Origin of the sequence: Flaviaestuariibacter amylovorans (assembly GCF_039541815.1) — a bacterium.
GTDB classification, from domain to species: domain Bacteria; phylum Bacteroidota; class Bacteroidia; order Chitinophagales; family Chitinophagaceae; genus Flavisolibacter; species Flavisolibacter amylovorans.
Genome location: NZ_BAABGY010000009.1, coordinates 1 through 25,379, shown reverse-complemented (window position 1 = coordinate 25,379; position 25,379 = coordinate 1). Strand labels below are relative to the sequence as shown.

Genomic DNA, 25,379 nt, shown 5'->3' with positions numbered 1-25,379 from the left:
TACGTGCGCCAGCCAAATCTGAAATCCGAAATCCTACATCTGAGATCCAAGACCCGAGATCTGACATCTAAGCTCCCTACATCCCCACCGGTATCTGCACTTTGGCCTCCACGAGGTCGTCGCCGATCTGGCGGATCTGGAAGCGCGCACGCGCGCCGTACAGCAGTACGAGCCGGTCCTGGGTGCTCGAGAGGCCGAAACCCCCGCCCTGTGCCGAGCCCGAACCGTTGAAGTGGCCGGTGTTCTGCACGGTGAGCTCGTAGAACTGGTCGCGGAAGCCGGAACAGATGCGGACGAGGCCGCCGCGCATCTGCTTGGAGATGCCGTGCTTGATGGCGTTCTCCACGAGCGTCTGCAGCATCATCGGCGGCACCTCGCACTTCAGCGTTTCCTCGTCGAGCTGGTACTCCACCCGCAGCCGGTCCTCGAAGCGGATATGCTCGAGGGCCAGGTAGTCTTTCACGATCCGCAACTCGTCGTTCAGGCAAACAGTCTCCCCTTTCTCCGCCTTCAGCGAGGAACGCAGGATGTTGCTCAGCTCGGTCACGGCCGTGCGGGCGCGTCCCGGGTTTTCATCGATGAGCGCGCGGATGCTGTTGAGGGCGTTGAAGATAAAGTGCGGATTGATATGCGCCTTGATGGTCTTCAGCTCCAGCTCCTTCACCAGCGCCTCCAGCTGCAGGGTGTCCATCTGCTGCTTGCGGCTCTTCGACACGTAGTGGTACATGAAGTAGATCAGGTTCCAGATAAAGAGCAGGAGAAAAAAGGAGAAGGCCAGGGAAAGCACGAGCAGGAAGATGTTCTTCTCGAGGTACTCATGCTCGTTCTTATTGAGCCAGCTGCGGTCCTTGAGCCAGGTGCGGTCCTGCAGCGCCATCATATAGAAGTAGGAGGCGACGGTGGAGAAGAAAAAGGTGATGAGCAGGAACTGCGCTACCTGCCGGTCGAAGGACTTCTGCAGCACGTTGACGCGGATGATCACGAAGCGCATCGCATGAGTGGCCAGGATGCCCAGCAGGATAAAGATGCCGAGACGGCCGAAATACACTTCCACATCTGCCCGGTTATTGAGCTTGTCGAAAGAGTAGGCAAAGAAGGTGTTGATAAAGGCAAAGCTCCCCCACCCTGCTGCCTGGAAAAACCAATACCGCGAAAACTTGCCCAGGTTCATAGAAAACAAATCTACGATATCTGCCGGCCTGCCGGCGCCGAATTATAGGAACGGGCAATCGGGCCGCTGAATGGGCTTCCGGGCCGCCCAAAGGGACTTCTACGGGTTTCCACCGATACTGAAGGATACTCCTTTAGATGCCCTCAGGAGGAACCATTAGGGCCCTAGGTTACCATCGTATTTTCCCTAAGTACAAGGCCGCATTTTTTAATGTTTCCTTACCAAAATCCAATAATTGGTACACCTCGTATCTACTTTAGTAGAGTCCGTAAACCCAACCAACCGTCCCTATGAGCGCCCGTATCCTAAAACTGGTGCTGCTCAGCGGAATCGTCCTGCTGTTTGCAGCTACCTCAAAAGCCCAGAGCTATGGCCGTGTCGTGATCAACGAGTACATGCCATGGACCTCCAACACGTGCGGAGTGGCCACGGAGTTCGTAGAGCTCCTGAACTTCGGCCCCGGCCCCACCAATATCGGATGCTATATCCTTACCAACGGTAAGTATTCGGTGACCATTCCGCCCAACACCATCCTGCAGCCCGGTCAGTATTATGTGATCTCCGGCGTCAACACCCTCGTCACGAATTGCGGCAACATCGACGGCCCCACCGTAGTGAACCTGAACTGGAACACCTGCGGCTGCACCAACACCACGATCCCGACAGCCGCACCCGGTTTCATGCCCGACGGCGGCAACGGCAATCCGAACATGGTGCTCTTCGACGCGAGTATGAACGTGGTGGATGCCGTAACCCGCTCCACCCCCGCCCCTGCCGTGAGCACCATCACCACCTCCAGTGTTTCGAGCCAGTGTGTACGCAAGACCTTCGACCTCGACAACCTGACGCTTAATTACGAAGTGCTCGGCATGTCGACCGGCCAGGCCAACTCCTTTGCCCGCAGGCTCGATGGCGATTGCGAATGGATCAAGCAGCCGCAGATCTCGGCGGGCGCCAACAACAACAAGACCTCCGGCGGTACGTCCAGCATCACCTACTCGATGAACATCGTGAACGCTATGGACTACTGCACCGGACAGCGCGGCGCCGTCACCATTACCGCTTCCGGCTCCAACATCTCCACCTTCTTCCCGATGGAGTATACGATCGCCTACGACGCCGATGGCAACGGCGTGTTCGACTTCAGCGATACGTATACCTACGGATCCGACAACTCCTCCCCCGACATCGAGCTTACCGGTCTTGCAGGCGGCTCCTACCGCGTAACGGTCGGCTCCTACAAAGGCTGCAACCTGAAGACCTTCGTGTTCAGCATCCTGCCCTGCGGCCCGCTGCTGCCGATCAAGCTGCTGCACTTCGGACTTGCCGGCTCCAGCCCCGACGAGCACACCTTCAACTGGCGGCTGGCCGATTTGGAAGGCCTGGAAACGCTGGCCCTCGAAAGCAGCACCGACGGCGCCACCTTCCGCACCGAGCACCAGGTGGTGCTGACCCGCAACAGTCCGCGCAACGTTCGCCAGTCCGTGGCGCGCCGCCCGGGCACGTCGTACTACCGCCTGCGCATCACCGGCGCCAACGGCCGCCCCGAATACTCGCGCGTCATCAACACCGGCGCCGGCCTTTCGGTGCAGGGCCTGCGGCCCAACCCGGCCACGAACCGCACGGTACTCGAGATCCAGTCGCCCGGCGAGCGCCCCGTACGCTACCGCGTCTACGGCGTCGACGGGCGCCCGCTCCTGCAGGGCAGCGTGCGCCTGCATGCCGGCACCAACGAGATCCCGCTCCAGGTGAGCAGCCTGCCGGCAGGTCTGTACCAGGTGTCGGTGGATGGCAACGGTGGCGACAAGCCCATGACGCTCCGCTTCATGAAGCAGTAACCGTGTTTGCAACGATCATAGAAATGCATTTGCCGAAGGCCACAGCCGGAAGCAAATGCATTTTCTTTGCGGCATATGCTGCCCGCCACCAAACACCTCTCCGATCTGATCCGGATGGATATCGGTGCCTACGAGGCGATCCGCGCCGGTATACGCACGGTGCTGTACCGGGGCGACCGCACCGACGCCCGGGCCTTGCTCGAAGTCTTCCTCGAGCGCCCCTTCCAGTACGAGCGCGGGCTGCTGCTGCCGGTATTTGCACGTCATGGCGACCCTACCTTCGCCCCGCTCCTGGCGAAGCCCTGCCTCGAGGGGGAACGCCTTCATGCCGAAGCACCGGCCGAAGTGCTCGAGGTGCTGGGAAGCCTGCAATGGGCGCCAGCGCGGGCGGTGCTTCACCATTATGCGCTCGTCGAAAACGACGATTATTACAATGCCGCCTCAGCTACCCTCGGACTACTTCATGTTGATTGCAGCGAGTGGCGGGCCGTGATCGAGGCCGCGGTGCGCGCAACCCTGGGCAAGAACCTGTTTCCGGAGTTTGTGCCTGCGCTCGTAGCGACGCTTCCGAACCGCGTGGAGCTGCTTCCCGAGCTTTACCACTCCGGCCGCGAATGGGCGTCCACTGATTGTAACGCCGGCCTCCTGCTGGGGTTTGCAGGAAGTGGCGAAGCAGGATTTCCCTGGTTCCTCGACGCGCTGCTGGACCCGTGCTACGAGGCGGGCGGCTCCGGCACCGGCACCCGCTACCACGCCTACCGCGGTATGATACTGGCCGGGCTGACCTTCCGCGAGCTCTTCGACCATGTGCTGGCGATAGCCGACGAAGAACAACAGCGCTATGCCCTCGGAGTACTACGGTCGCTGCTGGAAGTGAAATGCAACAACCCCGAACTTTCTGTTCAGGATCCGGAAAGCTTTCCGGACACCTACCATGCACTGCTGCGCAACTCGTTGCGGGAGACGCTTGTGGAGGCATCAGCACGCTACGCAGCAAGGGAAGAGGCGGAGGAGCTGCGCACACTGGTAGAAATACGGATCAGGGATACGGCCGGCGACCTCACCTGAACTTTTTCCCGGCACCTGCACCTACCTTTAAGCATGCATTCTTTCAACGAACAGCGGAGGGCGATTGCTGCGGACGGCTTTACCGTATTGCCGCCGCTTTACTCAGAAGCGGAAGTAGCTTCCCTGCTCGCCGCCATCGACGCAGCAGGGTTGCAGGAAGCGGGGCGCTTTGCCGTTCGTCGCTTCCTGCATGCGGCGCCGGCCTGCCGCGCCTTGCTGATGACGCCTGCGCTGCGGGCTGCCCTCCACGAGCTTTTCGGCGAGGGCTATCGTCTCGTGAAAGCGATCTATTTCGACAAGCCACCGGCGGCCAACTGGTTCGTGGCCGGCCACCAGGACCTGACGATCGCCGTAAAGGAGCGCGCCGCGTTACCGGGCTTCGGTCCCTGGACCCGGAAGGAAGAACAGTGGGCCGTGCAGCCGCCGCTCCAGGTGCTGGAAAACAACTTCACGCTCCGCATCCACCTCGACGACACCGATGCGGAGAACGGGGCGCTGCGGGTACGGGCCGGCTCGCACCGCCAGGGCATCCTTCGGGCCGATGCCGCCACAGGCTTCGAAGAGGTGCTGTGCCCGGTTGCCCGCGGTGGCGCGTTGTTGATGCGCCCGCTCCTGTGGCACGCTTCCTCGCGGAGCGCCACCGACCGGCCCCGGCGCGTGCTGCATCTCGAGTTCTCGGATTCCGAGTTACCGCCGCCGCTGCAATGGGCTGAAGAACTATCGTTGTCGGGAACGGAGGAGCGCGCCTGAAACCCGGGTGAAAGAAACGCCACCGCCGCCGCGGCGCACGGCCCGTCCGCCGCGGGAACGCCTCGGCAGGATGTAATTGAGGTGACGAGCAGGAACGCCGAACATTGACAAAAAAAGATGAAGCCCCTGCTCCTCTTCACTTCGCTGCTCCTTCTTTCCAGCGCGGCGCTCGCTCAGGCCGAGCCCTTCGCACCGGGACTGCTGCCCTACGGCGCCTTCGGCCTTTCGGTATCGCCCGACGGTCGCGAAGCCTTTTTCGTGCACTCCAACGGTGGGCGCGATACGATGCAGCTGTACCACATGGTGAAGCGGGGACGCCGGTGGACCCGGCCCCGGCCTTGGGCCCATGCCGACGGCGCGCAGCGCCAGATCGACCCGGCCTTCTCGCCCGACGGGCAGCACCTGCTGCTCAACATCAACGGGCCGGGCACCCGCAGCTTCGACATCTTCATCAGCCACCGCCGCGACACCGGGTGGAGCCGCCCCGAGCCGATCGCGGCGCTCAACTCCGACTCCTCCGACTTTTACGCTACGATGGCCCGGAGCGGCAACATCTACTTCACCCGCCGCCTGCACAACAGCAACGATATCTGGATGAGCCGATTCGAGAACGGCGCCTACACGGCACCGGTACCGCTCGACAGCAGCCTCAATAGCTCCGGCAACGAGACCAATCCCTTCATCGACCCCGACGAGCGCTACCTGCTGCTGCTCTGCGACCGCCCCGGCGGCGCCGGCTCCGGCGACCTCCACATCGCCCGGCGCCGGGGCAATGGCTGGGCGCCTGCCGAAAACCTGGGCCCGGCCGTCAATACCCCGGTAAGCGAATTTTGCCCTTCGGTACACCCCGGCAGCCGGCGTTTTTACTTCTCGCGCACCCAGGTGCTCCCCGGCGGGCGCCGGATCGAGTCGATCTATAGCATCCCCTTGCGGAAGCTGCCCGCGTTGCGCCGGAGCTGAGCACAGGCGTACCTTCAGGGAAAGAAAGACCCATGAAAAAATGCACCCTTTTCGTGCTGCTCGCCCTCTCCTGTACCATCCTGTGGGCGCAGGACGGAAAATGGACGCTCGGTGCCGAAGGCGGGGCCAGCCTCGCATCGGCCCGCGGCGAGCGTACGCCCTTCGAAGGACAGCAGCCCCTGTTTGCACCCGCGGCCGGCATCATCCTGCAGCGGGCGCTGCACGGCCGCCTCTTCTTCCGCAGCGGGCTCTCGCTCACACAAAAAGGGCTGCGCTGGACGGGTGCCGCCATCGGGAGCAACGGCACCGTGCTTGCCCGCGCCGAGCAGACGCACCGCCTGCACTACTTCACCGTACCCCTGCTGGTGGGCATCCATATGGGTAGCAACCGCGGGCGGATCTACCTGCAGGCAGGCCCCTGGGCCGGCTTCCTGCTGCGCGAGCGTGCCGAGCTTAAGGGGCCCGGGGTAAACGACCGGGCCGACAACGAAGGCCGCTACCGGAAGACCGACTTCGGACTTGCTGCCGGCGTTGGCGGACTCTTCCCGGTAAGCCGGAAAATGGCGTTCAGCCTCGAGTTGCGCGACGAGCTCGGGCTTACGAATAGCAGCGATATCGATGGTCCCGACAACGGCGTGCTGCGGACCAACGCCCTGAGCCTGCTCCTGGGCGTCCGGTTCGGCCTGTAGCAACGGCAGGCGAAAACCGCTATTTTCGGGGCAGCGGCGCAAAGCCGCTCTGTACTTATGGCCACCTATACCCTCCCCTATTTCGGTGCCATCGACACCGGCGCTCCCGAAGAATTCTACGACGCCGAGGCCACCTTCGGCAACGGCCCGCTTTCCCTCGACCTCAACGTCGACGAAGCCAGCGTGGCGCCGGAGTCGCTCGACAAGGTGAAGCGCTTCCTCGAAGACCTGCCCGCCCTCGACCGGAAGGCCCGTGCCCTCATGGCCGAAGACTTCCATGGCGGCGGCGACACGGTAACGGAGTACCTGGAGCATCACTCCGAGGAGCTCGGCAACGCATTGGATCCGCTCCTGGAGGGTTCCGACGCGGCCGCTCCCCGCGACGAGCGCCTCCTGAAGGCCCTGCGCTGGGTGCGTGCCGGCTTCTACCCCAACGACGAGGAAGTGTTCGCCACCCTCGACTACAGCCTCGGCGAAGACCTCACTCAATACCTCATCGTCGTCAACCTCGACGCCAACGGCGAGCTCGCGTATATGACCATGGAGAGTTGATCTCAGATCCGGGATCTCGGATGTGAGATCTGTTTTCGGCGGGTAGTTTTCCTATTGATACCGGACAGTTCCTAAGTCGTTGTCGACGAGTTGGGCCACGAATACCGCAAAAAACTTCAGGACGCACTTGGTGAAACCTCCGCCAGGCGCAGGAAATGATGCCACCGGAAGCAGATCCGAGATCACAGATCTGAGATCTAAGATCCTGGTGCGGCAACATAATTGCATCCGGTATGTTAAGCTTCCGCCCGGCCGTAGTTTGACGGCTGCGGACCGCCAGTTTCGGCTATTTTTGTCCCTCCTCCCGGCGGTAGCGCCGGGAAGCCCAAAATCGTCCTCATGCAGATACCCCCCGGCCCGCTGTTGCAACAGATCGACAGTCCCGAAGACCTTAAGAAGCTTTCCAAAGAGCAGCTGCACCAGGTGTGCGACGAATTGCGCCAATACATCATCGACGTGGTGAGCGTGCACGGCGGCCACTTTGCCGCCTCCCTCGGCGTGGTGGAGCTCTCCGTGGCCCTGCACTACGTGTACAACACGCCCTACGACCAGCTCGTTTGGGACGTGGGGCACCAGGCCTACGGCCACAAGATCCTCACCGGCCGCCGCGAGTCCTTCCTCTCCAACCGGAAGTACAAAGGCCTCTCGGGCTTCCCGAAGCGCAGCGAGAGCGAATACGACACCTTCGGTGTGGGCCATTCCTCCACCTCCATCTCCGCCGCGCTCGGCATGGCCATGGCCGCCCGCTACAAGGGCGAGAAGGACCGCAAGTCGGTGGCGGTGATCGGTGACGGCTCCATGACCGCGGGTATGGCCTTCGAGGCCATGAACCACGCCGGCGTGGCCGACTCCGACGTGCTGATCATCCTCAACGACAACTGCATGAGCATCGACCCCAACGTGGGCGCGCTCAAGGAATACCTGACCGACATCTCCACCTCGCCCGCCTACAACAAGGTGCGCGACGAGGTCTGGAACCTGCTCGGCAAACTGCCCGTGGGAAAGAAATTTACGCGCGACATGGCCTCCAAGCTCGAGGCCTCGTTCAAGGGCATGGTCAACAAGAGCTCCAACCTCTTCGAGGCGCTCAACCTCCGCTACTTCGGCCCTATCGACGGCCACAACATCACGAAGCTGGTGGATACCCTCTCCGACCTGCGCCATATCCCCGGCCCCAAGCTGCTGCACATCGTAACCGTGAAGGGCAAGGGCTACGCACTCGCCGAAAAGGACCAGACGAAGTGGCATGCCCCGGGCCTTTTCGACAAGATCACCGGCGAGATCTACAAGAAGAAATTCGACGTGCCGCAGGCACCCAAATACCAGGACGTGTTCGGCCATACCATGATCGAGCTCGCCGAGGCCAACGAAAAGGTGATGGGCATCACGCCCGCCATGCCTTCCGGCTCCTCGCTCAAGTTCATGATGGAAAAGATGCCGCACCGCGCCTTCGACGTGGGCATCTGCGAGCAGCACGCCGTGACGCTCTCCGCCGGCCTCGCCACGCAGGGCCTCCGCGTGTTCTGCAACATCTACTCCTCCTTCATGCAACGCGCCTTCGACCAGGTAGTGCACGACGTGGCCATCCAGAAGCTGCCCGTGGTATTCTGCCTCGACCGCGCGGGCCTCGTGGGCGAAGACGGCCCGACGCACCATGGCGCTTACGACATCCCGTATTTCCGCTGCATCCCCAATATGATCATCTCCGCGCCGATGAACGAGCAGGAGCTGCGCAACCTGATGTACACCGCCCAGCTCGAGAGCACGGAGCTACCCTTCGTGATCCGCTACCCGCGTGGTGAGGGCGTGATGCCGGAGTGGCGCAAGCCGCTCGAAGCGGTGACGATCGGCAAAGGACGCCGCCTGCGCACGGGCAAGGACGTGGCCATTCTTTCGTTCGGCCACCCCGGCAATTTCGCCGCGGCTGCCATCCGCGAGCTGAAGGGCGAAGGCATCGAGCCGGCTCATTACGATATGCGTTTTGCGAAGCCCCTCGACGCCGAGCTGCTGCACGAGGCGCTGCGCTCCTACGACAAGATCGTGACCGTAGAAGACGGCACGGTGGTCGGCGGCTTCGGCGCGGCGGTGCTCGAGTTTATGGCGGAGCATGGCTACAAGAACGACGTGCGCATCCTCGGCATCCCCGACCGCGTGGTGGAGCACGGCACGCTGAAGGAACTGCACAAGGAATGCGGCTACGATGCCCCGGCCATCGCCGAGGCGGTGCGCGACCTGTGCCGGATCTCGGTGGCGGCCATCATCGCGCAGCCGGAAGCGTGAATCGTCAATCCTGAATCATGAACGGAGCATACTTATGGATGCCCCTCGTTCTAAAAGATCCTGGGTAATCTCCAGGAGAAAAGCGGCCCTGCGGGGCTGCTTTTCTTTTATTGTATCTTGACCGCCGCAACGCCATGGGAAAAATCAAACGACGCCACAAAACGCTCGTGCAGCGCGCCGCCGCCGCATTTATCGACGCAGTGATCTTCCTGCCCGTCAGCATCGCGTGCACGGCGCTTGCCGGCGAAGGAGATCCGCTGTCCGAATACTTCGAGGAAGGCATATCCGTAGTACTACTGACCGCCTACCGGGTCTTCATGCACGGACGCTTCGGCTGGACGGTGGGCAAGCGTGCCTCCGACCTGAAAGTCACCCTTGCCGGCGAGGAGCAAGGCACCATCGGCTACGGGCGTGCCTTGCTCCGGGAGCTTCCCTCGCTGCTTTACGGAACCCTGGTGATGTTGCTCCTTTCCCGTGCACCGGTTGCCGTGGCCGGCCTGCCTGCCCGCTCGCTTACGCTGGAGGGGATCGTGATCGGGCTCTCCTTCGTGGATATCGGTATCGCGTTCTTTCACCCGCAACGCCGCGCGCTTCACGACCTGGTGGCCGGCTCGGTAGTGCTCGACGTAACGAAATACCGCAAATGGGATCCCGAGTACCGCGAGGTGCTGCAAGAGGCCGCCGAGCGCCTGTAGGCAACTCCAAGGCTTTACACAACAAACCGGAAACTACTTCTTCCGCGCATTCTGTTTCACATTGTTGAGCAGGGCCCGCGCATCGCTCACTACGTCGTGCAGCGTCACGACCTGCACGTTGGGGTAGCGGCGGAACTTGGCAAGCAGCGCCTGGCCTTCGGGCGTTTCGTCGATCATGACCACGCAGAAGCGGATATGGAGCGATTGGAGGATCAGCTTCTCCACGTCGGGAAAGATCGGGAAGTCGCCGTCGGTGATGAGGAAGATCTCGTTGTTGGCACCGGGCAGCAGCTTGCGCTCGGCCTCGCGGTAGCCCTCTTGTATCGCCGCCGAGCCGTTGGTCGCCTCGCCCAGCGAGCGCAGCGAATCCACGAGCCCCGATAGCCGCTTCGGATCGTTCACCGATGACGTTTCATAAAGCCGCAGGGTCGCCTCAGCGAAGCGGTAGATCGTGACCTTGTCCACCGGGCGAAGGGCCCGCACGAGCGGCCGCATGGCGGTCTTCAGCAGGTTCATCCGGTTGGCCTTTTTCATCGAATTCGAGAGATCCAGCAGAAATACGATGTTGTTGGGTTTGTAGTAGCGCTCGTCGAGCTCGGGGTCGCCGGGAGCGGTGGGCGGCAGTGTGTCCAGGGCTGCAGGCGGTGGCACCGTGGTATCAGGCCGGAGGCGGAAGATGTCGGTGGCGCCCACCGTGCCGGAGTCGGACACGAAGTAAGCGTCGCCGCTGAGTGGGTCGAGGGCGAAGCCGCGCTCGGCGCCGCTGCTGTTGATGGAGGGGCCGAGGTTCTTCGGTACGCTCCATTCCGTCCAGCCCGGGCCGCTACGCGTGCAGCGATAGAGGTCGGCGCCTCCCTGCCCGCCGGGGCGGTCGGAAGAAAAGAACAGGGTGCTGCCGTCGGGCGAGACCGAGGGCGCCCCCTCACGGAAGGGCGTATTGACAGAGAGCTTTTGCGGCGAAGCCCAGCGGATGCGGCTCCACTCGCGCTCTTCGGGGTTCAGCGGCACGCACACGAAAAGATCCTCGTTGCCACCGCGCACGATGCTCAGGAACAGCGCCCGTGCCGGCTCGAAGATGCAGGCGCCGGTATAGCGGCTGTTGAGCATCGTATCGGCGCCTTCGAACGGCACGGAAAGAAAACTGCCTTCGCCGGCAGCAACGGCTGCATAGGCCAGGCCTGCCGTCTGGTACACGCGCCGGTTCAGCGTACGGAAATGCCCGTTCACAAGGTACTGGCCTTCACAGAGCGCCCCGTATAAATACTTATCACCGGAAGAAGGCGGATTGAGCGGAGCGAGGTCGGTCTTGGGCAACCAGCCCGCGGAGCCGCGGACGCTATAGCGGATGATGAAGCCACCGCTTGCCGCCGGCTCGCTGAAAAACAGCGTATCGCCACCGGGCGAGAACACCGGCAGCACCTGCGCGCGGGCGTCGTTGACCGAGGGCCCGAGGTTCTCGCGCGCGCCGGTCCATTGCGCCAGGGTATCCCGGGAGAGACCAAACAGCAGGAGCAGCAGTATGAGGAGCCGGGTGCGCATCGGGATCGGTTTACAAATATTCCTGCGCCGGCAGGCCGCGGCATCATAAAAGAGGAGCCGCAGCGTTCTGAGGACGGTTTACACAGGAGGATGACCGAAAGGTATGAAAAAAAGCGGGGCGGCGGGAGTGGCGGTCATTTTATGGAAACCGATCAAAACAGCATCCCATGCGTATGAACCGCCTCTTGGTGTACTTCCTCCCCGTTGCCGGCCTCTTGCTCGCGGCAGGCCTTTTCCTACATTCGGCCGGGGGCGTGGCGAAGCCCGGGTCCGGGAACGCGCCAAGGGTGGCAGCAGCTCCTGCAGCGAAGCGGGCAGCCCCCGCCGCAGGCGCCACAACGGCTGCCACGGCAACCGCACAACGCCGCAGCCGCCATGCACGCGAGCTCATTTCGTTCGCCCGGCGCAACGGCTATTCCACCCATATTGCGTTCCTCATCGACATGCGCCTCCCGAGCGGCCGGGCCCGGTTCTTTATCCACGACCTGGTGCGCGACTCGGTGCTGGCCGCCGGCCTCGTGGCGCACGGCTCCTGCAACGCAGGCTTTCTCGAAGAGGCCTCCTTTTCAGCGGAGCCGGGCTGCGGCTGCAGCTCCCTCGGCCGCTACAAGGTGGGCTATTCCTACACCGGTAATTACGGCAAGGCCTTCAAGCTGTACGGACTCGACAGCAGCAACCGCACGGCCTTCGAGCGCTTCGTGGTACTGCATGCCTATCGCTGCGTGCCCGACACCGAAGTGTATCCGGAATCGATCTGCAACTCGCTCGGCTGCCCGATGGTGTCCAACCGATTCCTGGAAACGGCGGCCGGCTACCTCGCCCGCGAAAGAAAACCGGTACTGCTCTGGGTCTACCGTTGAGCCGCATTCGTATCTTTCGGCCCTTACAAAAAGTACCTATGCGCCTCCTCCCTGTACTCTGTGCCGCCGGCCTTTTGTTTGCCTGTAACGGGAAGTCTGCCCAAGCGCCGACCGAGCGCGCCCAGCTGCGCAGCCTCGAATGGCTCCTGGGCAAGTGGGATATGTCGGCCGCGGGCAGGCCCGCGGAAGCCGGAAAGCGGCAGGTGGAAGAGTGGCGGCGGCAGAACGACAGCAGTTTCACCGGGCGCAGCTACCTGCTTGCCGACGGCAGCACCGACACCACGTTCTTCGAATCGGTCACACTCAAGCAAGGTGCTGCCGGCCTGCAATACATCGTGCATGTCGCCGACCAGAACTCCGGCCAGCCCGTGACCTTCACACGCATCGATTCGGGCAGCACCGTATATACCTTCGCCAACCCAACGCACGACAACCCGCAGCGTATCGGCTACCGGAAGGTGAGCGCCGATTCAGCGCTGGCCACTGTCGAGGGCCGCTCGGCGATGGGCGTGCCGCGGGTAATCGAGATCTCGCTCCGCCGGATGCGGTAGCCGTTTGCGGTTTGATGTTCGGGGAAGGTCCCGTTGCGGACCAAACGCTATCTCCAAATAACTGTTGCCGGAAAGGAGAACGCCCCCCGAAGCTTCGGGGTTTATGACGAAACTGATGGATGCAGATGATTCGGGCATTCGAATCCTTGTTCCATACTTGGAAGCAGTCATTTCAAGCACAGCGTTCCGAAGCTTCGGTACAATCTCCATCACCTTCGGAGTGCCCAAAGAGCCTTTCTGTTGCAGCCCTCCGCGTAACGCAGGAGATTGCTTCGCCTGGCTCGCAATGACCTGTTCGCCGAAAAATGTGCGCTCTCCGAAACGTAATTTATCGCAGGTGTCTTTCATCGCCGGCCGGACAAAAAATAATAGGACCCGGAGCTTCCGGGTCCTATTACCAGTTATGGCCGCTGGCGGAGCCAACTATAAACTTCAAACTCACAACAGGTGCATGTGCTCCTCGTCGGTGAGGCCTTCTTCCGTTTCGTTGTATTCTACCAGGAAGTTGTTGCGCCCCTCTCCGATGATGATGCGGAGGAACTTCTGCTGCACGAGCTCCAGCATGGAGAGGAACAGGAAGATGGCGTGTACGCGGTTCTCGGCCCGCTCGAATACGCTTTCGAAGGAGAGCGTGCGGCGGCTCTGCGCCACGGAGATCATGCTCGTTTTGGTGGCCTCCATGCTGTAGTTATACTGCACCACGGTATGCACGGGCTTGTTGTGCTTCTCATGCAGGCGCTGAATCACCTTCTCGAAAGCCTTCATCAGCTTGAAGAGCGTGATGGCCTGCACCTCGGTGCCCTCGGCCGCTTCCTCGCCGATGGAGGAAAGCTCTTTCTGGATGTTGCCGCGGCGGATCAGCAGCATGCGCTCGGCTTCCATCTCGGCCATCTGCGCAGCGGCCTCCTTGTATTTCTTGTATTCGAGGATCTTGTCGACGAGCTCGAGACGCGGGTCGATCTCGTTGCCCTGGGCGTCCACCTCCTTGCGGGGCAGCAGCATCTTGGCCTTGATCCGCATCAGCGTGGAAACGAAGAGGATGAACTCGCTCGAGAGCTCGATATTGAGCGTCTCCTGCGAATGGATGTAGGCCAGGAAGTCCTTGATGATCGTCGTGATCGGGATATTGTAGATGTCCAGCTCGTCGCGCTCGATGAAGAACAACAGCAGGTCGAAGGGGCCCTCGAACTGGGGGAGCTGGATCTTATAATTGATGTTGTGTGCAGCCATAGGGAAAGAAACGAAAATCCCGCGGCTTTCGTGCCACGGGACCCTCAAAGTTACGCTTTTCTGTTATAAGGCTACGCCAACGCCCACGCCGAGTACCGAGCGCATCTGGATGGCGTTCTGGTTCTTGTTGGGGCCGAAGTACTTCACGTTGCCGTCGTAGATGAGATCGTAGTTGTAGACCACCTTGAGCCACTTGTTCACGCTCATGGTGACGTTATTGGTCCAGTACACGTCGAGGCCGTTGCGGCTCGCCTGCTTCGTGTCGTAGGAGGCGTCGAGGCGGGTGCGGTAGTGCACGTTCTTGAACACGTTGCGGTTGTATTGCAGGGTTACCATGGGGCCGATCTCGAAGCGCGAGGTGCGCTCGGGGTCTACCTCATAGATGCTGGCCAGCGTGCGCTCGGTTTCGCCGGTGGGCTTCACGCCACCCTGGTAGTTGAAGCTGTAGGGGTTGTTGCTCACGATCACCCAGCGGCCCACCACGCCCACGGCAAGGAGGGTGTTGCGGCTCGGCGCCCAGTGCATGCCGGGGCTGAAGGAGAGGTAGGCCGGCGCAAAGAAGCCGGAGATGCGGCGGCGCGGCGACTCGGAATAGTCGTAGCCGTTTGAGAACTGCGTGCGCAGGTTGGCCTGGAAGCCGAGGCCGAAGCGGGGCACGGCGTGGAAGGTATAGCGGGTATGCAGCTCGAGCTTATCGTCGACCTTGCGGATGCCGGAAGACTGAACGTTGGACAGGCCGTACGAAAGGTCCACAGAAGTATTCCAGTTGTGGCGGCTCTCGTACTTGACGGTATCCCAGCCTGAGCGGCCCCAGCTCTTATTGGCAAAGAGGTAAGCCGAGGCGACGCCTGTCAGCGAATATTTTTCGGGGGCTACCGTAAAGTTGCGGCTTCCGGTCTGTGCGCCTACGATGCTCACCATACCCCCCCGGTTCCATTTCGGGTTCTTCATCTTGCGGGGGGCGGTCTGCGCAATGGACGTGAGCGCGAGGCAGAGGGCCCCGGCCGACAGTAGTGCTCTTCTCATAAAACAGTTGTTGGTTTTAATACCGTGCTCCCGGAGGGCGCGGGTCTCAAAAATAGGAGAAAATATTCAATCGGGCGATGCGGGACCGCCGCGTTGTGCACAGCGCAGAAAAGTGCCGGCGCTTTGGCGGCAGCACCGCACTTTTGCAGCCTATGACCGCACGCGAACGATGGATCAACTGGGGGCTTTTTGTGCTGCTGGCCCTGATCTGGGGATCTTCCTTCATCCTGATGAAGATCGGGAAGGAGCACCTGACGGGCCTGCAGATCGGATCGCTGCGGATTCTCTCGGCAGGCCTCGTGTTCCTTCCGTTCGCGCTGTTCCAGGTGCGGCGGCTGCCGCGGCGCAAGCTGCCGCTGGTGGCGCTTTCGGGGGTGCTCGGCAACCTGCTGCCGGCCTATCTTTTTGCCACGGCCATTGAAAAGATCGACTCGGCCCTCGAGGGCATCCTCAACTCGCTGACGCCGCTGTTCGTGATCGTGGTGGGCGTCCTGTTCTTCAAGCTGAAGCTACCTGCGCGCAAGGTGCTGGGCGTGATCGTGGGCTTCGTGGGACTGCTCCTGCTGACGCTTTCGAGCGGCATCGGTGCTTCCGACATCGGCTATGCCGCGCTCATCCTGCTGGCGACGCTAATGTATGGCATCAACGTCAACCTCGTGAACCACTACCTGAAGGGCCTTGACCCCATCGCTATGGCTACCGTGTCGCTGAGCATTGTGGCGGTGCCTGCGGCGATCGTGGTGGCGCAGCAGGAGCTCGTGTCGATGGCGGTGCACGACGCGGCGGCCCGCTGGAGCATAGGCGCCTCGGCCCTGCTCGGCATCGTGGGCAGCGCGGTGGCCACCGCCCTGTTTTACCTCCTCATCAAGCGGGCCGGCGGCCTCTTCGCCTCGCTCGTCACCTATGCCATCCCGGTGGTGGCCATCGGCTGGGGCCTGCTCGCCGGCGAGCACGTCACCCTCCTGCAGATGGCCTGCCTAGGGGTCATCCTGTTTGGGGTATACCTCGGCAACAAGAGCTGATCTCAGATCGGTGATCTCAGATCGGTGATCGCAGATCTGTGATCTGTTCTTAGACGAACATTTCCTTTAGTCCCGCACCTGCAGGTGTACCTCATAAGGAACGGTGTTGCTCCCGACCAGCACATAGCCGCAATAAAAAAGCCTCCCCGCAAAGCGGAAAGGCCCAATATTGTAACGTCTGTCTGATCCGAAACAGATCACAGATCCGAGATCTGAGATCTGAGATCCTCACACCACCATGATCTCTTTCTCTTTCGCCACGAGGTGCTTTTCCACGAGGGCGATATACTTGTTGGTGAGTTCCTGCACCTCGGCCTCGTAATCTTTGGCGGCGTCTTCGGAGAGGCCGTTCTTCTGGGCCTTCTTGATGCTTTCGATGGCGTCGCGGCGGATGTTGCGGATGGCCACGCGGCTATGCTCGCCCTCGCCCTGGCAGCGTTTTACGAGCTCGCGGCGGCGCTCCTCGGTCAGCGGCGGCAGGAAGAGGCGGATGATGATGCCGTCGTTCTGCGGGTTGAGGCCTATGTTGGAGTTGATGATCGCGCGCTCGATGGGCTGGAGCATGTTCTTTTCCCAGGGCTGGATGGTGAGGGTGCGGGCGTCCATCACGCTCACGTTGCCTACCTGGTTGAGGGGTGTCGGGGAGCCATAATAGTCCACCATGATGCCTTCGAGGATCATGGGATTTGCCTTGCCGGCGCGGATCTTGCCGAGCTCGGACTCCAGGTGGCTGATGGCCTTCTGCATCGAATCTTCTGCCATTTCCAGCGTAAGCGACACTTCTTCTGACATATAAAGTTTTGATTTAGTGAGGCAAAGCTAAGGAACAAAATAGATCTCGGATCTCAGATCTCGGATTTGAGATCTGTTTCTGACCAGCCTTTTCCGGCTGCCCTGCACACCGCGCCGAAGGCAGCCGGCGGCGCAAAAAGTTTGTGGAGGAAGAGATCACAGATCCGAGATCACCGATCCGAGATAAAAAAGACCCCGCCAGTAGCGGGGTCCTCACTTCGATATTCAATATTCCGTATTCGATATTCGTTATTCCCTAGTTTTCGGCGACGGCCGACTCGGCGGAGATGGGTACCACCTTGGTGACCAGCGGGGTATGGCCTTCGGCTATGTTCTTCGTGAGCGGCTCGGCAACGGCGGAGCGGCGGCTGATCCGCTTTTCCTTGCGCGTATAGATCAGCAGCGCAAGCAGCGAAAAGGAAACGCCGAAGATGAGGAGCATCAGGTAGTTGGGTCCCAGCGTGCGGCCGAAATAAGCGATGGAGATAAACGCCATATTCAGCACGAGGCAGGAGAAGGTCACGTATTTGTGGTTGAGGCCCCGATCCAGCAGCAGGTGGTGGATGTGGTTGCGGTCGGGCGAGAAGGGCGAGCGTCCGTTGAGGATGCGGATCGAGAACACGCGGAGCGTGTCGGTCAGCGGCACTACGAGAATGGCGAAACCCACGGCCACGGCTGAGGGGATCGGGTAGGCAACCGCCGGGTTGTCGGCCACAGAGATGAACTTGATCACCAGCACGGCATTGACAAGGCCCAGCATCAGCGAGCCGGAGTCGCCCATGAAGATCTTGGCCGGGTTGTAGTTGAAGATCAGGAAGGCCATCAGCGAGCCAGCCACCGCGAAGGAGAGCACGGCATAGGCCTGAACGCCCACCATCACGAAGTAGGCGCCGAACACGCAGCTCGTGAGCAGGCCGAGGGTTCCGGCGAGGCCGTCGACCCCGTCGATCAGGTTGAAGGCGTTGACGATCACGATGATGGTGAGGTAGCTCAGCGCGAGGCTAAGCGCTTCCGGCAGCTCCCAGAGCCCGAAAAGGCCATACATAGAGTCGATACGGACCTTGCAGAGGTGGATGATGATGGCAGCGGCCAGCACCTGGCCGAGGAACTTCTTGGTGGCGCTCAGCACGAGGATATCGTCCTTGATGCCGAGGAAGAAGATGACGGTTGCAGCGGCAAAGAAATACTGGAACTCGGGTGTATCCTTCAGGGAAACCGTGAGGAGGCTGGAGAGAAAGAAGCCGATGAAGATGCCGACACCACCAAGGGAGGCAATGGGCTTCGTGTGGAGCTTGCGGGCATCGGGCACGTCGTAGAGCTTTTTCAGCTCGGCTATACGCATCACGACCGGGATGGCCAGGAACGTAAGGACGAAGGAAACAGATGCAGTCAAGAGCACATTGAGCATACAGCGTGGTTTGGGTTTAGCTTACAAGTTTCATGGGTAAGGGATACGCACTAGCGAACGCAGGAACCGCTGTCGGCTGTCGTTCGCGCTCAATTACGCGGCGAAAATAACCATTATACATCATTTAACATAGGAAATTCCCGGGAGACTACGGTTTTTTGAATGCAAAAAGGTTGCACATTTGCACGGCACGGGAGTCCCCGCAGCACTTCACACAAAAGGTTAAAAATCAATAAAAAATCTATGCCAAGCCTGCAAGAGATCGCCAGCCAGGTACGCCGCGACATCCTCCGGATGGTACATGGGGTGAACAGCGGACACCCCGGTGGCTCCTTGGGATGCGCCGACTTCCTGACCGCCCTGTACTTCGAGGTCATGACCCACAACCCGGCCTTTGATATGGACGCGAAGGAAGAGGACGTATTCATCCTCTCCAACGGGCACATCTCGCCGGTGTTCTACTCGGTGCTGGCCCGCTCCGGCTATTTCGAGGCATCGGAAATGGCCACCTTCCGCAAGATCGACTCCCGCCTGCAGGGCCACCCCACCACCCACGAGGGGCTTCCGGGCGTGCGCATTGCCTCCGGCTCGCTCGGCCAGGGCATGAGCGTGGCCATCGGCGCTGCCCTCGCCAAGAAGCTCAACAACGACCAGCACGTAGTGTGGTCGCTCCATGGCGACGGCGAGCTGCAGGAAGGCCAGAACTGGGAGGCCATCATGTTCGCCCCCAACAAGAACGTCGACAACCTCATCGCCACCATCGACTGGAACGGCCAGCAGATCGACGGCCCGACCTATAAAGTGAACTCCCTCGGCAACATCCGCGAGAAGTTCGACGCCTTCGGCTGGCATACCCTCGAGATGAACGGCAACGACATGGACGAGGTGGTACACACCCTGAAAGAGGCCAAATCGCTCGTAGGCAAGGGCAAGCCCATCGCCATCATCATGCACACGATCATGGGCAGCGGGGTCGATTTCATGGAAAACGACCACAACTGGCACGGCGTGGCCCCCTCCAACGAGCAACTTGAGAAGGCGTTAGCCCAACTGCCGGAGACCCTTGGCGATTATTAGAGGACAACGGGGGCTTTAGAAATTTTGAATACCGAAGTGAAGGAGGAGCGATAATCGTTCCTCCTTTTTTGGCCATAGGGCAAGCTATTGGGTCAGCGGAGAGAAGGAACGCAGATTTAGTAGGATTTATACGATTCCCGCCGTTTTTTAATAATTATTCCAGACGCTTTCCCTACTCCGCGATACCTCTCTGTATGATCTTTTCGTACGATGGCTGAATGGAGTGCTGCGTGACCGGTCGCCTTAGCGAATACCTTTGCTACTTCTTTTCTTAGCGGTAAAAAGACCCTTCTTTACCTTACTCTGCCTTGCTTTTGAAGTTCTAAGTAGACTGTTGTCATTTATTCCTCCCGGAAACCGAACTGTTGCTGGGCGGCCTTGCGGGCGGGCACCCAGGCGGCTACGAGGGCGATGACGAGGATGGTGACCGCCACGAGGAGGAAGTCCCAGGGGTCGAGCTTGACGGGGAAGTAATCGATGAGGAAGGAGCCGCCCGCGAGCGGGATGAGCTTGTACTTGATCTGGGCGAGCGCGAGGCCGAGGGCCAGCAGGATGCCGGCGCCGCCGCCGATGAGGGCGAGCAGGAGGCCCTCGCTCACGAAGATGGAGCGGATGCGCCGCGCATCGGCGCCCAGGGCATGCAGCACGGTGATGTCGGCCTTTTTCTCCAGCACCAGCATCGTCAGCGATCCGATCATGTTGAAGGCGGCAACGACAAGAATGAGGGAGAGGATCGCGTAGATGACCCATTTCTCGGCCCGCATCACCGCATAGAGCGAGGCGTTCTGCTCGTAGCGCGTCTGCACCTGGTAGCCCTTACCAAGCACGCTTTGCAGCGCCTTCTGGGCGTCGAGCGGCTCGGTGCCAGGGCGCAGGGCGATCTCCAGGGCGCTGTAGCTGCCTTCCGGGATGCCCATCATGGCGCGCATAAAGCCGATATGCGTCAGCACGTACTTATTGTCGAAGTCCTGCTGGATCAGGAAGGCCCCGGACGTATTGACGGTATCGGCCGAGATCGAGTTGAGCGGGCTCGACACCTCGACGGCGCTTTTGTTGGGGAGATGCACGAGCAGGGGAACGATGTTGCGGTCGCTTTGCACGCCCACGGCGTTCTCGACGCCGGCGCCGAGCACCAGGAGGGGCTGCTCCGCGCTGCCGAGGTTGAATTCGCCGCGCAGCATATGGGCAGGCACGCCACTCACCTGCCGGTAGCTTTCCTCCACGCCTTTGAGGTAGATGATCGACTGGTAGTCGCCGTTCTGGAGGAGGGCCTTCTCCTCGAGGGTGCCGGCAACGGCGGCCACGCCGGGTACGCCCCGGAGCCTGGCAAGCTGCTCCGCGGTGAGCGTGATCTGCTTTCCCGACACCGGCGCCACCCGCATATCGGGGTAAAAGGAGGAATAGAGCCCCTTCACGAGGTCCTCGAAGCCGTTGAAGACGCTCAGCACCAAAATCAGCGCCGCCGCCCCCACCAGGATGGCGAGGATCGAGATCCACGAGATGATGTTGATCGCGTTCGTGGACTTTTTAGCCTTGAAATAGCGCCAGGCAAACAGGAAGTTCATGAGGAATGAGGACTGAAGGTTATGAGGGGGATTACTTGAATAATAGAGTACATGAATAATCGATTACTCGAGGTGGAGGCCGGAAGGAAGGATCGGAAAAGGGAATTCATCACTTATCAATCAGGCCCGCCCTCGGTTATTCAAGTACTCATGTACTCAAGTAATCAAGTATTCTTCCTGCTCCCGCTCCCCTATCCGTTCAACCCCTCGGTTATTCAGGTACTCATGTACTCAAATGCTCAAGTATTCTCCTTCCCCCCCTCTTCCTTCGTTCCCTGGTCCCTTGCCTCGTCGTCTTTTTTGATCTGGTTGAAGATATCTTCCATCTTGAACACGTGGTCAAGGGTATCGTCGTAAAAGAACCGGAGCTCGGGCATGCGGCGCACCTGCTTGGCGATGCGGGCGGCGAGCTCGCGCTTCACCTCCCAGCCGCGCTCGGTGATCTTCTTCATCGTCGCCTTCGGGTCGGTCACCTGGAAAAAGGAAAGGTAGATCCGCACCTCGAGGAGGTCGGGGGTGACCTTTACGGAGGATACGGACACCATGCCGCCGTCCATCATACTCATGCCGAGGCGCCGGAAGATGTCGTTCACTTCTTCCTGGATGAGCCCGGCCACCTGCTTCTGTCGTTTTCCTTCCTGCATCGCTTGGGGGTTGGTTTGGCGGCGAAAATACGAAATCGTGAGGCGTGAACCGTGAACCGTGAGCTGTGATCGGGGGAGCGAGTCAGCAAGTGAGCGAATGCTGTGAAGAATTCATGCGGAAAATGACTTTGGAAGCCGACAGCTCACCCGCTCACCCCGCTCACCGCTCACGATGTCCGTAGTCTCCTACTACGGGCCTACCTTTGCCTCCGCAATCATGAACAAATACGCCCGCATCTTCCGCTACCTGCGTCATTACAAGCCGCAGATCGCGCTCTATACGCTCACGACCCTGCTCTCGGTGGCCTTTTCGATCACCTCCATCGGCATGCTCATCCCCTTCTTCAACCTCATTTTCGCGGTGGAAGGCGCCGAGATGAAGGAATCCTCGAGCCCGGTGATCAACGCCATCCAGGGCGCCATGCAGAACATCATCGACTCCCAGGGCCGTGTGGCCGCCCTGGCGTTCATCTGCATCTTCATCATCGTGGCCATCCTGCTCAAGAACATCTTTCTCGTGCTCTCGATGTACATCCTGAACCCGCTCAAGAGCCGCATCGTGGTGCGGATGCGGGCCGAGATGTTCGACAAGATCCTGCAGCTGCCCATCGGCTTCTTCACCGAGAAGCGCAAGGGCGACCTCATCTCGCGCGTCACCAACGACATCGGCGAGGTGGAAGGCTCGCTCGTGGGCGCCCTCGAAGGCTGGGTACGCGACCCCATCACCATCCTCATCGTGCTGGCCTTTCTCCTCAGCACGAGCTGGCAGCTCACCGTGTTCGTGCTGGTGCTGCTGCCCATCGTAGGCGTCATCATCGGCCGCATCTCCCGCTCGCTCAAGGCACAGAACAGCGAGGTTTCGAACCGCAATGCCGACGCGGTCTCCATCCTCGACGAAACGCTTGGCGGCCTCCGCGTGGTGAAGGCCTTCAACCTCGAGCCGCTGCTGCAGCGCCGCTTCCACGGCAACGGCGAGCAACTGCTCCGGGCCAAAAACGCTGTGGCCCGTCGCCGCGATATCGCCTCGCCCACCTCCGAAACGCTCGGCATCATGGTGTTCTGCGGGATCCTCTACTTCGGCGGCCGCCTCGTGCTCTCCGGCGGCATCCCCCTCGATGCGGCCACCTTTATCGGCTACCTGGGCCTCTTCTACACCATCATCAACCCCGCCAAGGCGCTCTCTACCTCGTTCTCCAACATGCAGAAAGGCTCCGCCGCCATTGCCCGCATCGAGGAAGTGCTGACGGCACCGGTGACGGTCGACGACAACCCGAACGGCCGGCAGCTGACCGACTTCACCGACTCGATCGAGCTGCGCGACGTTTCCTTCGATTACGACGGCAAGCCGATCCTGCAGAACATCAACCTCACGATCCGCAAGGGCCAGACGGTGGCACTCGTGGGCTCCTCGGGCGCCGGCAAGAGCACGCTCGCCGACCTCGTGCCGCGCTTCCACGACGTAAGCTCCGGGCAGCTGCTCATCGACGGCATCGACATCCGCGAGTACTCGCTTCGCTCCGTGCGCGACCGCATCTCCATCGTAACGCAGGAGCCCATCCTCTTCAACGACACGATCGCCAACAATATCCGCATGGGCAAGCAAGACGCCAGCCAGGCCGAGATCGAGGCCGCCGCGCGCATCGCCAATGCGTACAACTACATCAGCAAAAAAGAGCAGGGCTTCGACACCAACATCGGCGACCGCGGAACCAAGCTGTCGGGCGGCGAGCGCCAGCGCCTCACCATCGCCCGCGCCATCGTCAAGAACCCACCCATCCTCATCCTCGACGAGGCCACCTCGGCCCTCGACACCGAGAGCGAGCGCCTCGTGCAGGACGCCATCAACAACATGATGCAGCACCGCACCTCCATCGTGATCGCCCACCGCCTCTCCACCATCCGCCACGCCGACGAGATCGTGGTATTGCAAAAGGGCCAGATCGTGGAGCGCGGCAACCACGACCAGCTGATGGAGAAGGGCGGCTACTACTACCGCCTCGTGCAGATGCAGGAACTCAAGTAATGTGCTGAAGGGGTAATGGGATAATGTGCTAATGTGCTAATGTGATATAAAAGAAGGCCCCGACAGTAGTGTCGGGGCCTTCTTTTATATCAGCACACGTTTCGCGTTCCGGGCCGGTCAGAACAGGTTGACCTTGGCCAGCAGCAGGAAGGAAGTGTAATCGCTGCCGCTGATGCCGTAGCGCGCATGCAGCGATACCCGCTTGAGGTCGAGGCCGGCACCCAGGAGCGCGCCGAACGAGAAGCCGTTGGTGGCCGTAGAGCGGGTGTACATGGCGCTGCCGGGGAACAGGTGGTGGCGGTAGTGATACCTGAGGTCGGAGCGGTAGGTGTAGTGCGCACTGCCACCCGCCTCAAGGAACGGGTTGAGCACCTTACCCTGGGTCAGCAGCAACCGCATCACGGGGGCCAGGCTAAGCATCCCCTGCGAAAGGGTGCCCTTGCCGGTATAGTTTCCCTGCGTCACCGAATCCGAGGCGGTGGCATATGACTGGTGGAGTACCTCGATGGAAAAAACATAGTTGCGGACGGTCTTGGCGGGATAGAAACTGACGTAGGCACCAAAGGCCGGCTTCGACGAGGCACCGAAGGCCTTCTCGTGCAGGGCGGGAAAGCCGGTGAAGTCTTCCTCGATCTTCCGGGAAGAGATCATCGAGATCCCGCCCATCAGCCCGAAGCTGACGCGCATCCGCTGCTGCCCTGTCTTGCGTGCCGGCGCCGCCGCGCCGCCGCCGCAGGCGTTGAGCCGCTGGAACATCCGCAGCATCGTGGCACGCGCATAATCGAGATTCGGTACGAGGCGTCCCGCGCTACGGCAGCTCTTGTCCTCCGCGAGCCGCTTCAGCTTGTCTTTATACCCGGCGTTCTCCCGCAGGTTCCCGTTGTCGTCGAAGGGGCGGTAATCGAGGTATACGACGGAGGTGTCGGGGGCCGACATATAGAAGAAATGGGGGAAGAGGTACCGGTCGACGTATTGGTACAGCCCTACCGGCGCGTCCAGGATCTTTTCCAGGAACACGTTGCCCGAAAGCTGGTTGGCAGGATTGACGTATTCGTTGCGAACGCGGGAGATGTAAGGAGCGGCGATCACGCTCAGCGAAACGGGGTGCTGCTCATAGATGCGGCCGTCGGCCATCCGCACTTCCTTTACCTGGCTGAGCGGGATGACGTTGAACGGGCCGTTCTCCGACCACCCGAATTCAAAGGCCTGAGGCGTACCCTCGTAGGCCGTGTTGCGCACGAAGCCTTCCAGCTTTTGACGGTCGTAGGTCAGGAACGTGGCGCGGGAAACAGATTTCTGGGCGAAAAGGCCGTGAGCGGCCACCAGGAGCACAGCGAGCAGTAGGATTCTCATGCAGTTGTTTTGGGTCCGCGGCGAAGATAGGCCCGCCCCCCTGTCCCCCAAGGGGGGGAAATCAGGCCGATTATTTTTTTACGGTAGGAGGCTGTTCTTCGATCGTGGGCGGGGAAATACATGAGGGGGCAAACGACAGATTTCATCACTTATTACACCCATGTACTTCTTTGCTCCTCAATCATTCTGAATAGTCCTAGAATAGGTTGACAGTTTTTAGAAGAGATCCCGGCTGCCTCAGGTGGCCGGGATTTTTGTTTTGTGCACCTGCTCAGGTGTTTTCATG

At 60.8% G+C, this 25,379-nt stretch carries 22 protein-coding genes; 13 read left to right on the top strand and 9 right to left on the bottom strand.

From position 1 onward, the window contains the following. Nucleotides 1-76: 76 nt before the first annotated feature. A complete protein-coding gene (locus ABD937_RS15495; protein WP_345256674.1) occupies nt 77-1,171 on the bottom strand; it encodes a sensor histidine kinase in 1,095 nt (364 codons plus the stop codon). Nucleotides 1,172-1,461: 290 nt separating this feature from the next. Between ABD937_RS15495 and ABD937_RS15490 the strand changes: the two genes are divergently transcribed. The 8 genes from ABD937_RS15490 to ABD937_RS15455 all read left to right on the top strand — a co-directional run bounded on the left by ABD937_RS15490 (nt 1,462) and on the right by ABD937_RS15455 (nt 10,003). Beyond that, entirely contained in the window at nt 1,462-3,009 is a 1,548-nt protein-coding gene (locus ABD937_RS15490; RefSeq protein WP_345256673.1) for a lamin tail domain-containing protein, read from the top strand. Between the two features lie 75 nt (nt 3,010-3,084). After that, nucleotides 3,085-4,077 carry a hypothetical protein gene (locus ABD937_RS15485; RefSeq protein WP_345256672.1) on the top strand — a complete coding sequence of 331 codons (993 nt, stop codon included), beginning with the start codon at nt 3,085-3,087 and terminating at the stop codon, nt 4,075-4,077. A gap of 33 nt (nt 4,078-4,110) precedes the next feature. Then, nucleotides 4,111-4,827, top strand: coding sequence for a phytanoyl-CoA dioxygenase family protein (locus ABD937_RS15480; RefSeq protein ID WP_345256671.1), 717 nt, complete (start codon nt 4,111-4,113; stop codon nt 4,825-4,827). Between the two features lie 117 nt (nt 4,828-4,944). Further along, a complete protein-coding gene (locus ABD937_RS15475) occupies nt 4,945-5,787 on the top strand; it encodes a TolB family protein (protein ID WP_345256670.1) in 843 nt (280 codons plus the stop codon). 32 nt (nt 5,788-5,819) lie between these two features. Next, nucleotides 5,820-6,476 carry a porin family protein gene (locus ABD937_RS15470; protein ID WP_345256669.1) on the top strand — a complete coding sequence of 219 codons (657 nt, stop codon included), beginning with the start codon at nt 5,820-5,822 and terminating at the stop codon, nt 6,474-6,476. A 57-nt stretch (nt 6,477-6,533) separates the two neighbouring features. Next, the gene (locus ABD937_RS15465) at nt 6,534-7,028 is read left to right on the top strand and encodes a DUF2004 domain-containing protein (RefSeq protein ID WP_345256668.1); all 495 of its coding nucleotides are present in this window, start codon (nt 6,534-6,536) and stop codon (nt 7,026-7,028) included. A gap of 339 nt (nt 7,029-7,367) precedes the next feature. After that, nucleotides 7,368-9,308 carry a 1-deoxy-D-xylulose-5-phosphate synthase gene (gene dxs / locus ABD937_RS15460; RefSeq protein WP_345256667.1) on the top strand — a complete coding sequence of 647 codons (1,941 nt, stop codon included), beginning with the start codon at nt 7,368-7,370 and terminating at the stop codon, nt 9,306-9,308. 134 nt (nt 9,309-9,442) lie between these two features. After that, on the top strand, nt 9,443-10,003 hold the full coding sequence (locus ABD937_RS15455) for an RDD family protein (protein ID WP_345256666.1): 561 nt from the start codon (nt 9,443-9,445) through the stop codon (nt 10,001-10,003). A 33-nt stretch (nt 10,004-10,036) separates the two neighbouring features. Here ABD937_RS15455 and ABD937_RS15450 read toward each other — a convergent pair whose 3' ends face one another. Further along, nucleotides 10,037-11,542 (bottom strand): VWA domain-containing protein, encoded by a 1,506-nt coding sequence (locus tag ABD937_RS15450; RefSeq protein ID WP_345256665.1) that lies wholly within the window; start codon nt 11,540-11,542, stop codon nt 10,037-10,039. Between the two features lie 173 nt (nt 11,543-11,715). Here ABD937_RS15450 and ABD937_RS15445 point away from each other — a divergent pair, with 173 nt between their 5' ends. Together ABD937_RS15445 and ABD937_RS15440 are read left to right on the top strand one after the other, a co-directional pair. Continuing rightward, a complete protein-coding gene (locus tag ABD937_RS15445) occupies nt 11,716-12,402 on the top strand; it encodes a murein L,D-transpeptidase catalytic domain-containing protein (protein ID WP_345256664.1) in 687 nt (228 codons plus the stop codon). Nucleotides 12,403-12,440: 38 nt separating this feature from the next. Continuing rightward, the gene (locus tag ABD937_RS15440; RefSeq protein ID WP_345256663.1) at nt 12,441-12,953 is read left to right on the top strand and encodes a DUF6265 family protein; all 513 of its coding nucleotides are present in this window, start codon (nt 12,441-12,443) and stop codon (nt 12,951-12,953) included. Between the two features lie 438 nt (nt 12,954-13,391). On the opposite strand, the gene ABD937_RS15435 is transcribed toward ABD937_RS15440, so the two are convergent. After that, nucleotides 13,392-14,183, bottom strand: a complete 792-nt coding sequence (locus ABD937_RS15435) for a segregation and condensation protein A (RefSeq protein ID WP_345256662.1) — start codon at nt 14,181-14,183, stop codon at nt 13,392-13,394. A 63-nt stretch (nt 14,184-14,246) separates the two neighbouring features. Beyond that, on the bottom strand, nt 14,247-15,209 hold the full coding sequence (locus ABD937_RS15430) for a DUF3078 domain-containing protein (protein WP_345256661.1): 963 nt from the start codon (nt 15,207-15,209) through the stop codon (nt 14,247-14,249). A 152-nt stretch (nt 15,210-15,361) separates the two neighbouring features. On the opposite strand from ABD937_RS15430, the gene ABD937_RS15425 reads away from it, so the two are divergent. Beyond that, nucleotides 15,362-16,231 (top strand): DMT family transporter, encoded by an 870-nt coding sequence (locus tag ABD937_RS15425; protein ID WP_345256660.1) that lies wholly within the window; start codon nt 15,362-15,364, stop codon nt 16,229-16,231. Between the two features lie 228 nt (nt 16,232-16,459). Here ABD937_RS15425 and frr read toward each other — a convergent pair whose 3' ends face one another. Together frr and ABD937_RS15415 are read right to left on the bottom strand one after the other, a co-directional pair. Further along, on the bottom strand, nt 16,460-17,023 hold the full coding sequence (frr, locus tag ABD937_RS15420; RefSeq protein WP_345256659.1) for a ribosome recycling factor: 564 nt from the start codon (nt 17,021-17,023) through the stop codon (nt 16,460-16,462). Between the two features lie 256 nt (nt 17,024-17,279). Then, nucleotides 17,280-18,431 (bottom strand): MraY family glycosyltransferase, encoded by a 1,152-nt coding sequence (locus ABD937_RS15415; RefSeq protein WP_345256658.1) that lies wholly within the window; start codon nt 18,429-18,431, stop codon nt 17,280-17,282. Nucleotides 18,432-18,659: 228 nt separating this feature from the next. Here ABD937_RS15415 and ABD937_RS15410 point away from each other — a divergent pair, with 228 nt between their 5' ends. Beyond that, nucleotides 18,660-19,508, top strand: a complete 849-nt coding sequence (locus ABD937_RS15410) for a transketolase (RefSeq protein ID WP_345256954.1) — start codon at nt 18,660-18,662, stop codon at nt 19,506-19,508. 341 nt (nt 19,509-19,849) lie between these two features. Here the strand turns inward: ABD937_RS15410 and ABD937_RS15405 are convergent, their stop codons facing one another. Together ABD937_RS15405 and rbfA are read right to left on the bottom strand one after the other, a co-directional pair. Then, nucleotides 19,850-21,073: an FtsX-like permease family protein gene (locus ABD937_RS15405; protein ID WP_345256657.1), complete on the bottom strand. Its 1,224-nt coding sequence runs from the start codon at nt 21,071-21,073 to the stop codon at nt 19,850-19,852. A gap of 239 nt (nt 21,074-21,312) precedes the next feature. Beyond that, nucleotides 21,313-21,717 carry a 30S ribosome-binding factor RbfA gene (gene rbfA, locus ABD937_RS15400; protein WP_345256656.1) on the bottom strand — a complete coding sequence of 135 codons (405 nt, stop codon included), beginning with the start codon at nt 21,715-21,717 and terminating at the stop codon, nt 21,313-21,315. A 217-nt stretch (nt 21,718-21,934) separates the two neighbouring features. On the opposite strand from rbfA, the gene ABD937_RS15395 reads away from it, so the two are divergent. Further along, a complete protein-coding gene (locus tag ABD937_RS15395; RefSeq protein ID WP_345256655.1) occupies nt 21,935-23,740 on the top strand; it encodes an ABC transporter ATP-binding protein in 1,806 nt (601 codons plus the stop codon). A gap of 117 nt (nt 23,741-23,857) precedes the next feature. Here ABD937_RS15395 and ABD937_RS15390 read toward each other — a convergent pair whose 3' ends face one another. Beyond that, nucleotides 23,858-25,093, bottom strand: a complete 1,236-nt coding sequence (locus ABD937_RS15390; protein WP_345256654.1) for a hypothetical protein — start codon at nt 25,091-25,093, stop codon at nt 23,858-23,860. Nucleotides 25,094-25,379 lie beyond the last annotated feature (286 nt).

Bases quoted from the DNA above. Each gene is read 5' to 3' on its own strand.
- ABD937_RS15450 (WP_345256665.1), bottom strand. From the start codon at position 11,542: ATGCGCACCCGGCTCCTCATACTGCTGCTCCTGCTGTTTGGTCTCTCC.
- ABD937_RS15475 (WP_345256670.1), top strand. From the start codon at position 4,945: ATGAAGCCCCTGCTCCTCTTCACTTCGCTGCTCCTTCTTTCCAGCGCG.
- ABD937_RS15440 (WP_345256663.1), top strand. From the start codon at position 12,441: ATGCGCCTCCTCCCTGTACTCTGTGCCGCCGGCCTTTTGTTTGCCTGT.
- ABD937_RS15435 (WP_345256662.1), bottom strand. From the start codon at position 14,183: ATGGCTGCACACAACATCAATTATAAGATCCAGCTCCCCCAGTTCGAG.
- ABD937_RS15465 (WP_345256668.1), top strand. From the start codon at position 6,534: ATGGCCACCTATACCCTCCCCTATTTCGGTGCCATCGACACCGGCGCT.
- ABD937_RS15495 (WP_345256674.1), bottom strand. From the start codon at position 1,171: ATGAACCTGGGCAAGTTTTCGCGGTATTGGTTTTTCCAGGCAGCAGGG.
- ABD937_RS15485 (WP_345256672.1), top strand. From the start codon at position 3,085: ATGCTGCCCGCCACCAAACACCTCTCCGATCTGATCCGGATGGATATC.
- ABD937_RS15430 (WP_345256661.1), bottom strand. From the start codon at position 15,209: ATGAGAAGAGCACTACTGTCGGCCGGGGCCCTCTGCCTCGCGCTCACG.
- ABD937_RS15395 (WP_345256655.1), top strand. From the start codon at position 21,935: ATGAACAAATACGCCCGCATCTTCCGCTACCTGCGTCATTACAAGCCG.
- ABD937_RS15425 (WP_345256660.1), top strand. From the start codon at position 15,362: ATGACCGCACGCGAACGATGGATCAACTGGGGGCTTTTTGTGCTGCTG.
- ABD937_RS15480 (WP_345256671.1), top strand. From the start codon at position 4,111: ATGCATTCTTTCAACGAACAGCGGAGGGCGATTGCTGCGGACGGCTTT.
- ABD937_RS15470 (WP_345256669.1), top strand. From the start codon at position 5,820: ATGAAAAAATGCACCCTTTTCGTGCTGCTCGCCCTCTCCTGTACCATC.
- dxs (WP_345256667.1), top strand. From the start codon at position 7,368: ATGCAGATACCCCCCGGCCCGCTGTTGCAACAGATCGACAGTCCCGAA.
- ABD937_RS15490 (WP_345256673.1), top strand. From the start codon at position 1,462: ATGAGCGCCCGTATCCTAAAACTGGTGCTGCTCAGCGGAATCGTCCTG.
- frr (WP_345256659.1), bottom strand. From the start codon at position 17,023: ATGTCAGAAGAAGTGTCGCTTACGCTGGAAATGGCAGAAGATTCGATG.
- ABD937_RS15415 (WP_345256658.1), bottom strand. From the start codon at position 18,431: ATGCTCAATGTGCTCTTGACTGCATCTGTTTCCTTCGTCCTTACGTTC.
- ABD937_RS15455 (WP_345256666.1), top strand. From the start codon at position 9,443: ATGGGAAAAATCAAACGACGCCACAAAACGCTCGTGCAGCGCGCCGCC.
- ABD937_RS15405 (WP_345256657.1), bottom strand. From the start codon at position 21,073: ATGAACTTCCTGTTTGCCTGGCGCTATTTCAAGGCTAAAAAGTCCACG.
- ABD937_RS15445 (WP_345256664.1), top strand. From the start codon at position 11,716: ATGAACCGCCTCTTGGTGTACTTCCTCCCCGTTGCCGGCCTCTTGCTC.
- ABD937_RS15390 (WP_345256654.1), bottom strand. From the start codon at position 25,093: ATGAGAATCCTACTGCTCGCTGTGCTCCTGGTGGCCGCTCACGGCCTT.
- rbfA (WP_345256656.1), bottom strand. From the start codon at position 21,717: ATGCAGGAAGGAAAACGACAGAAGCAGGTGGCCGGGCTCATCCAGGAA.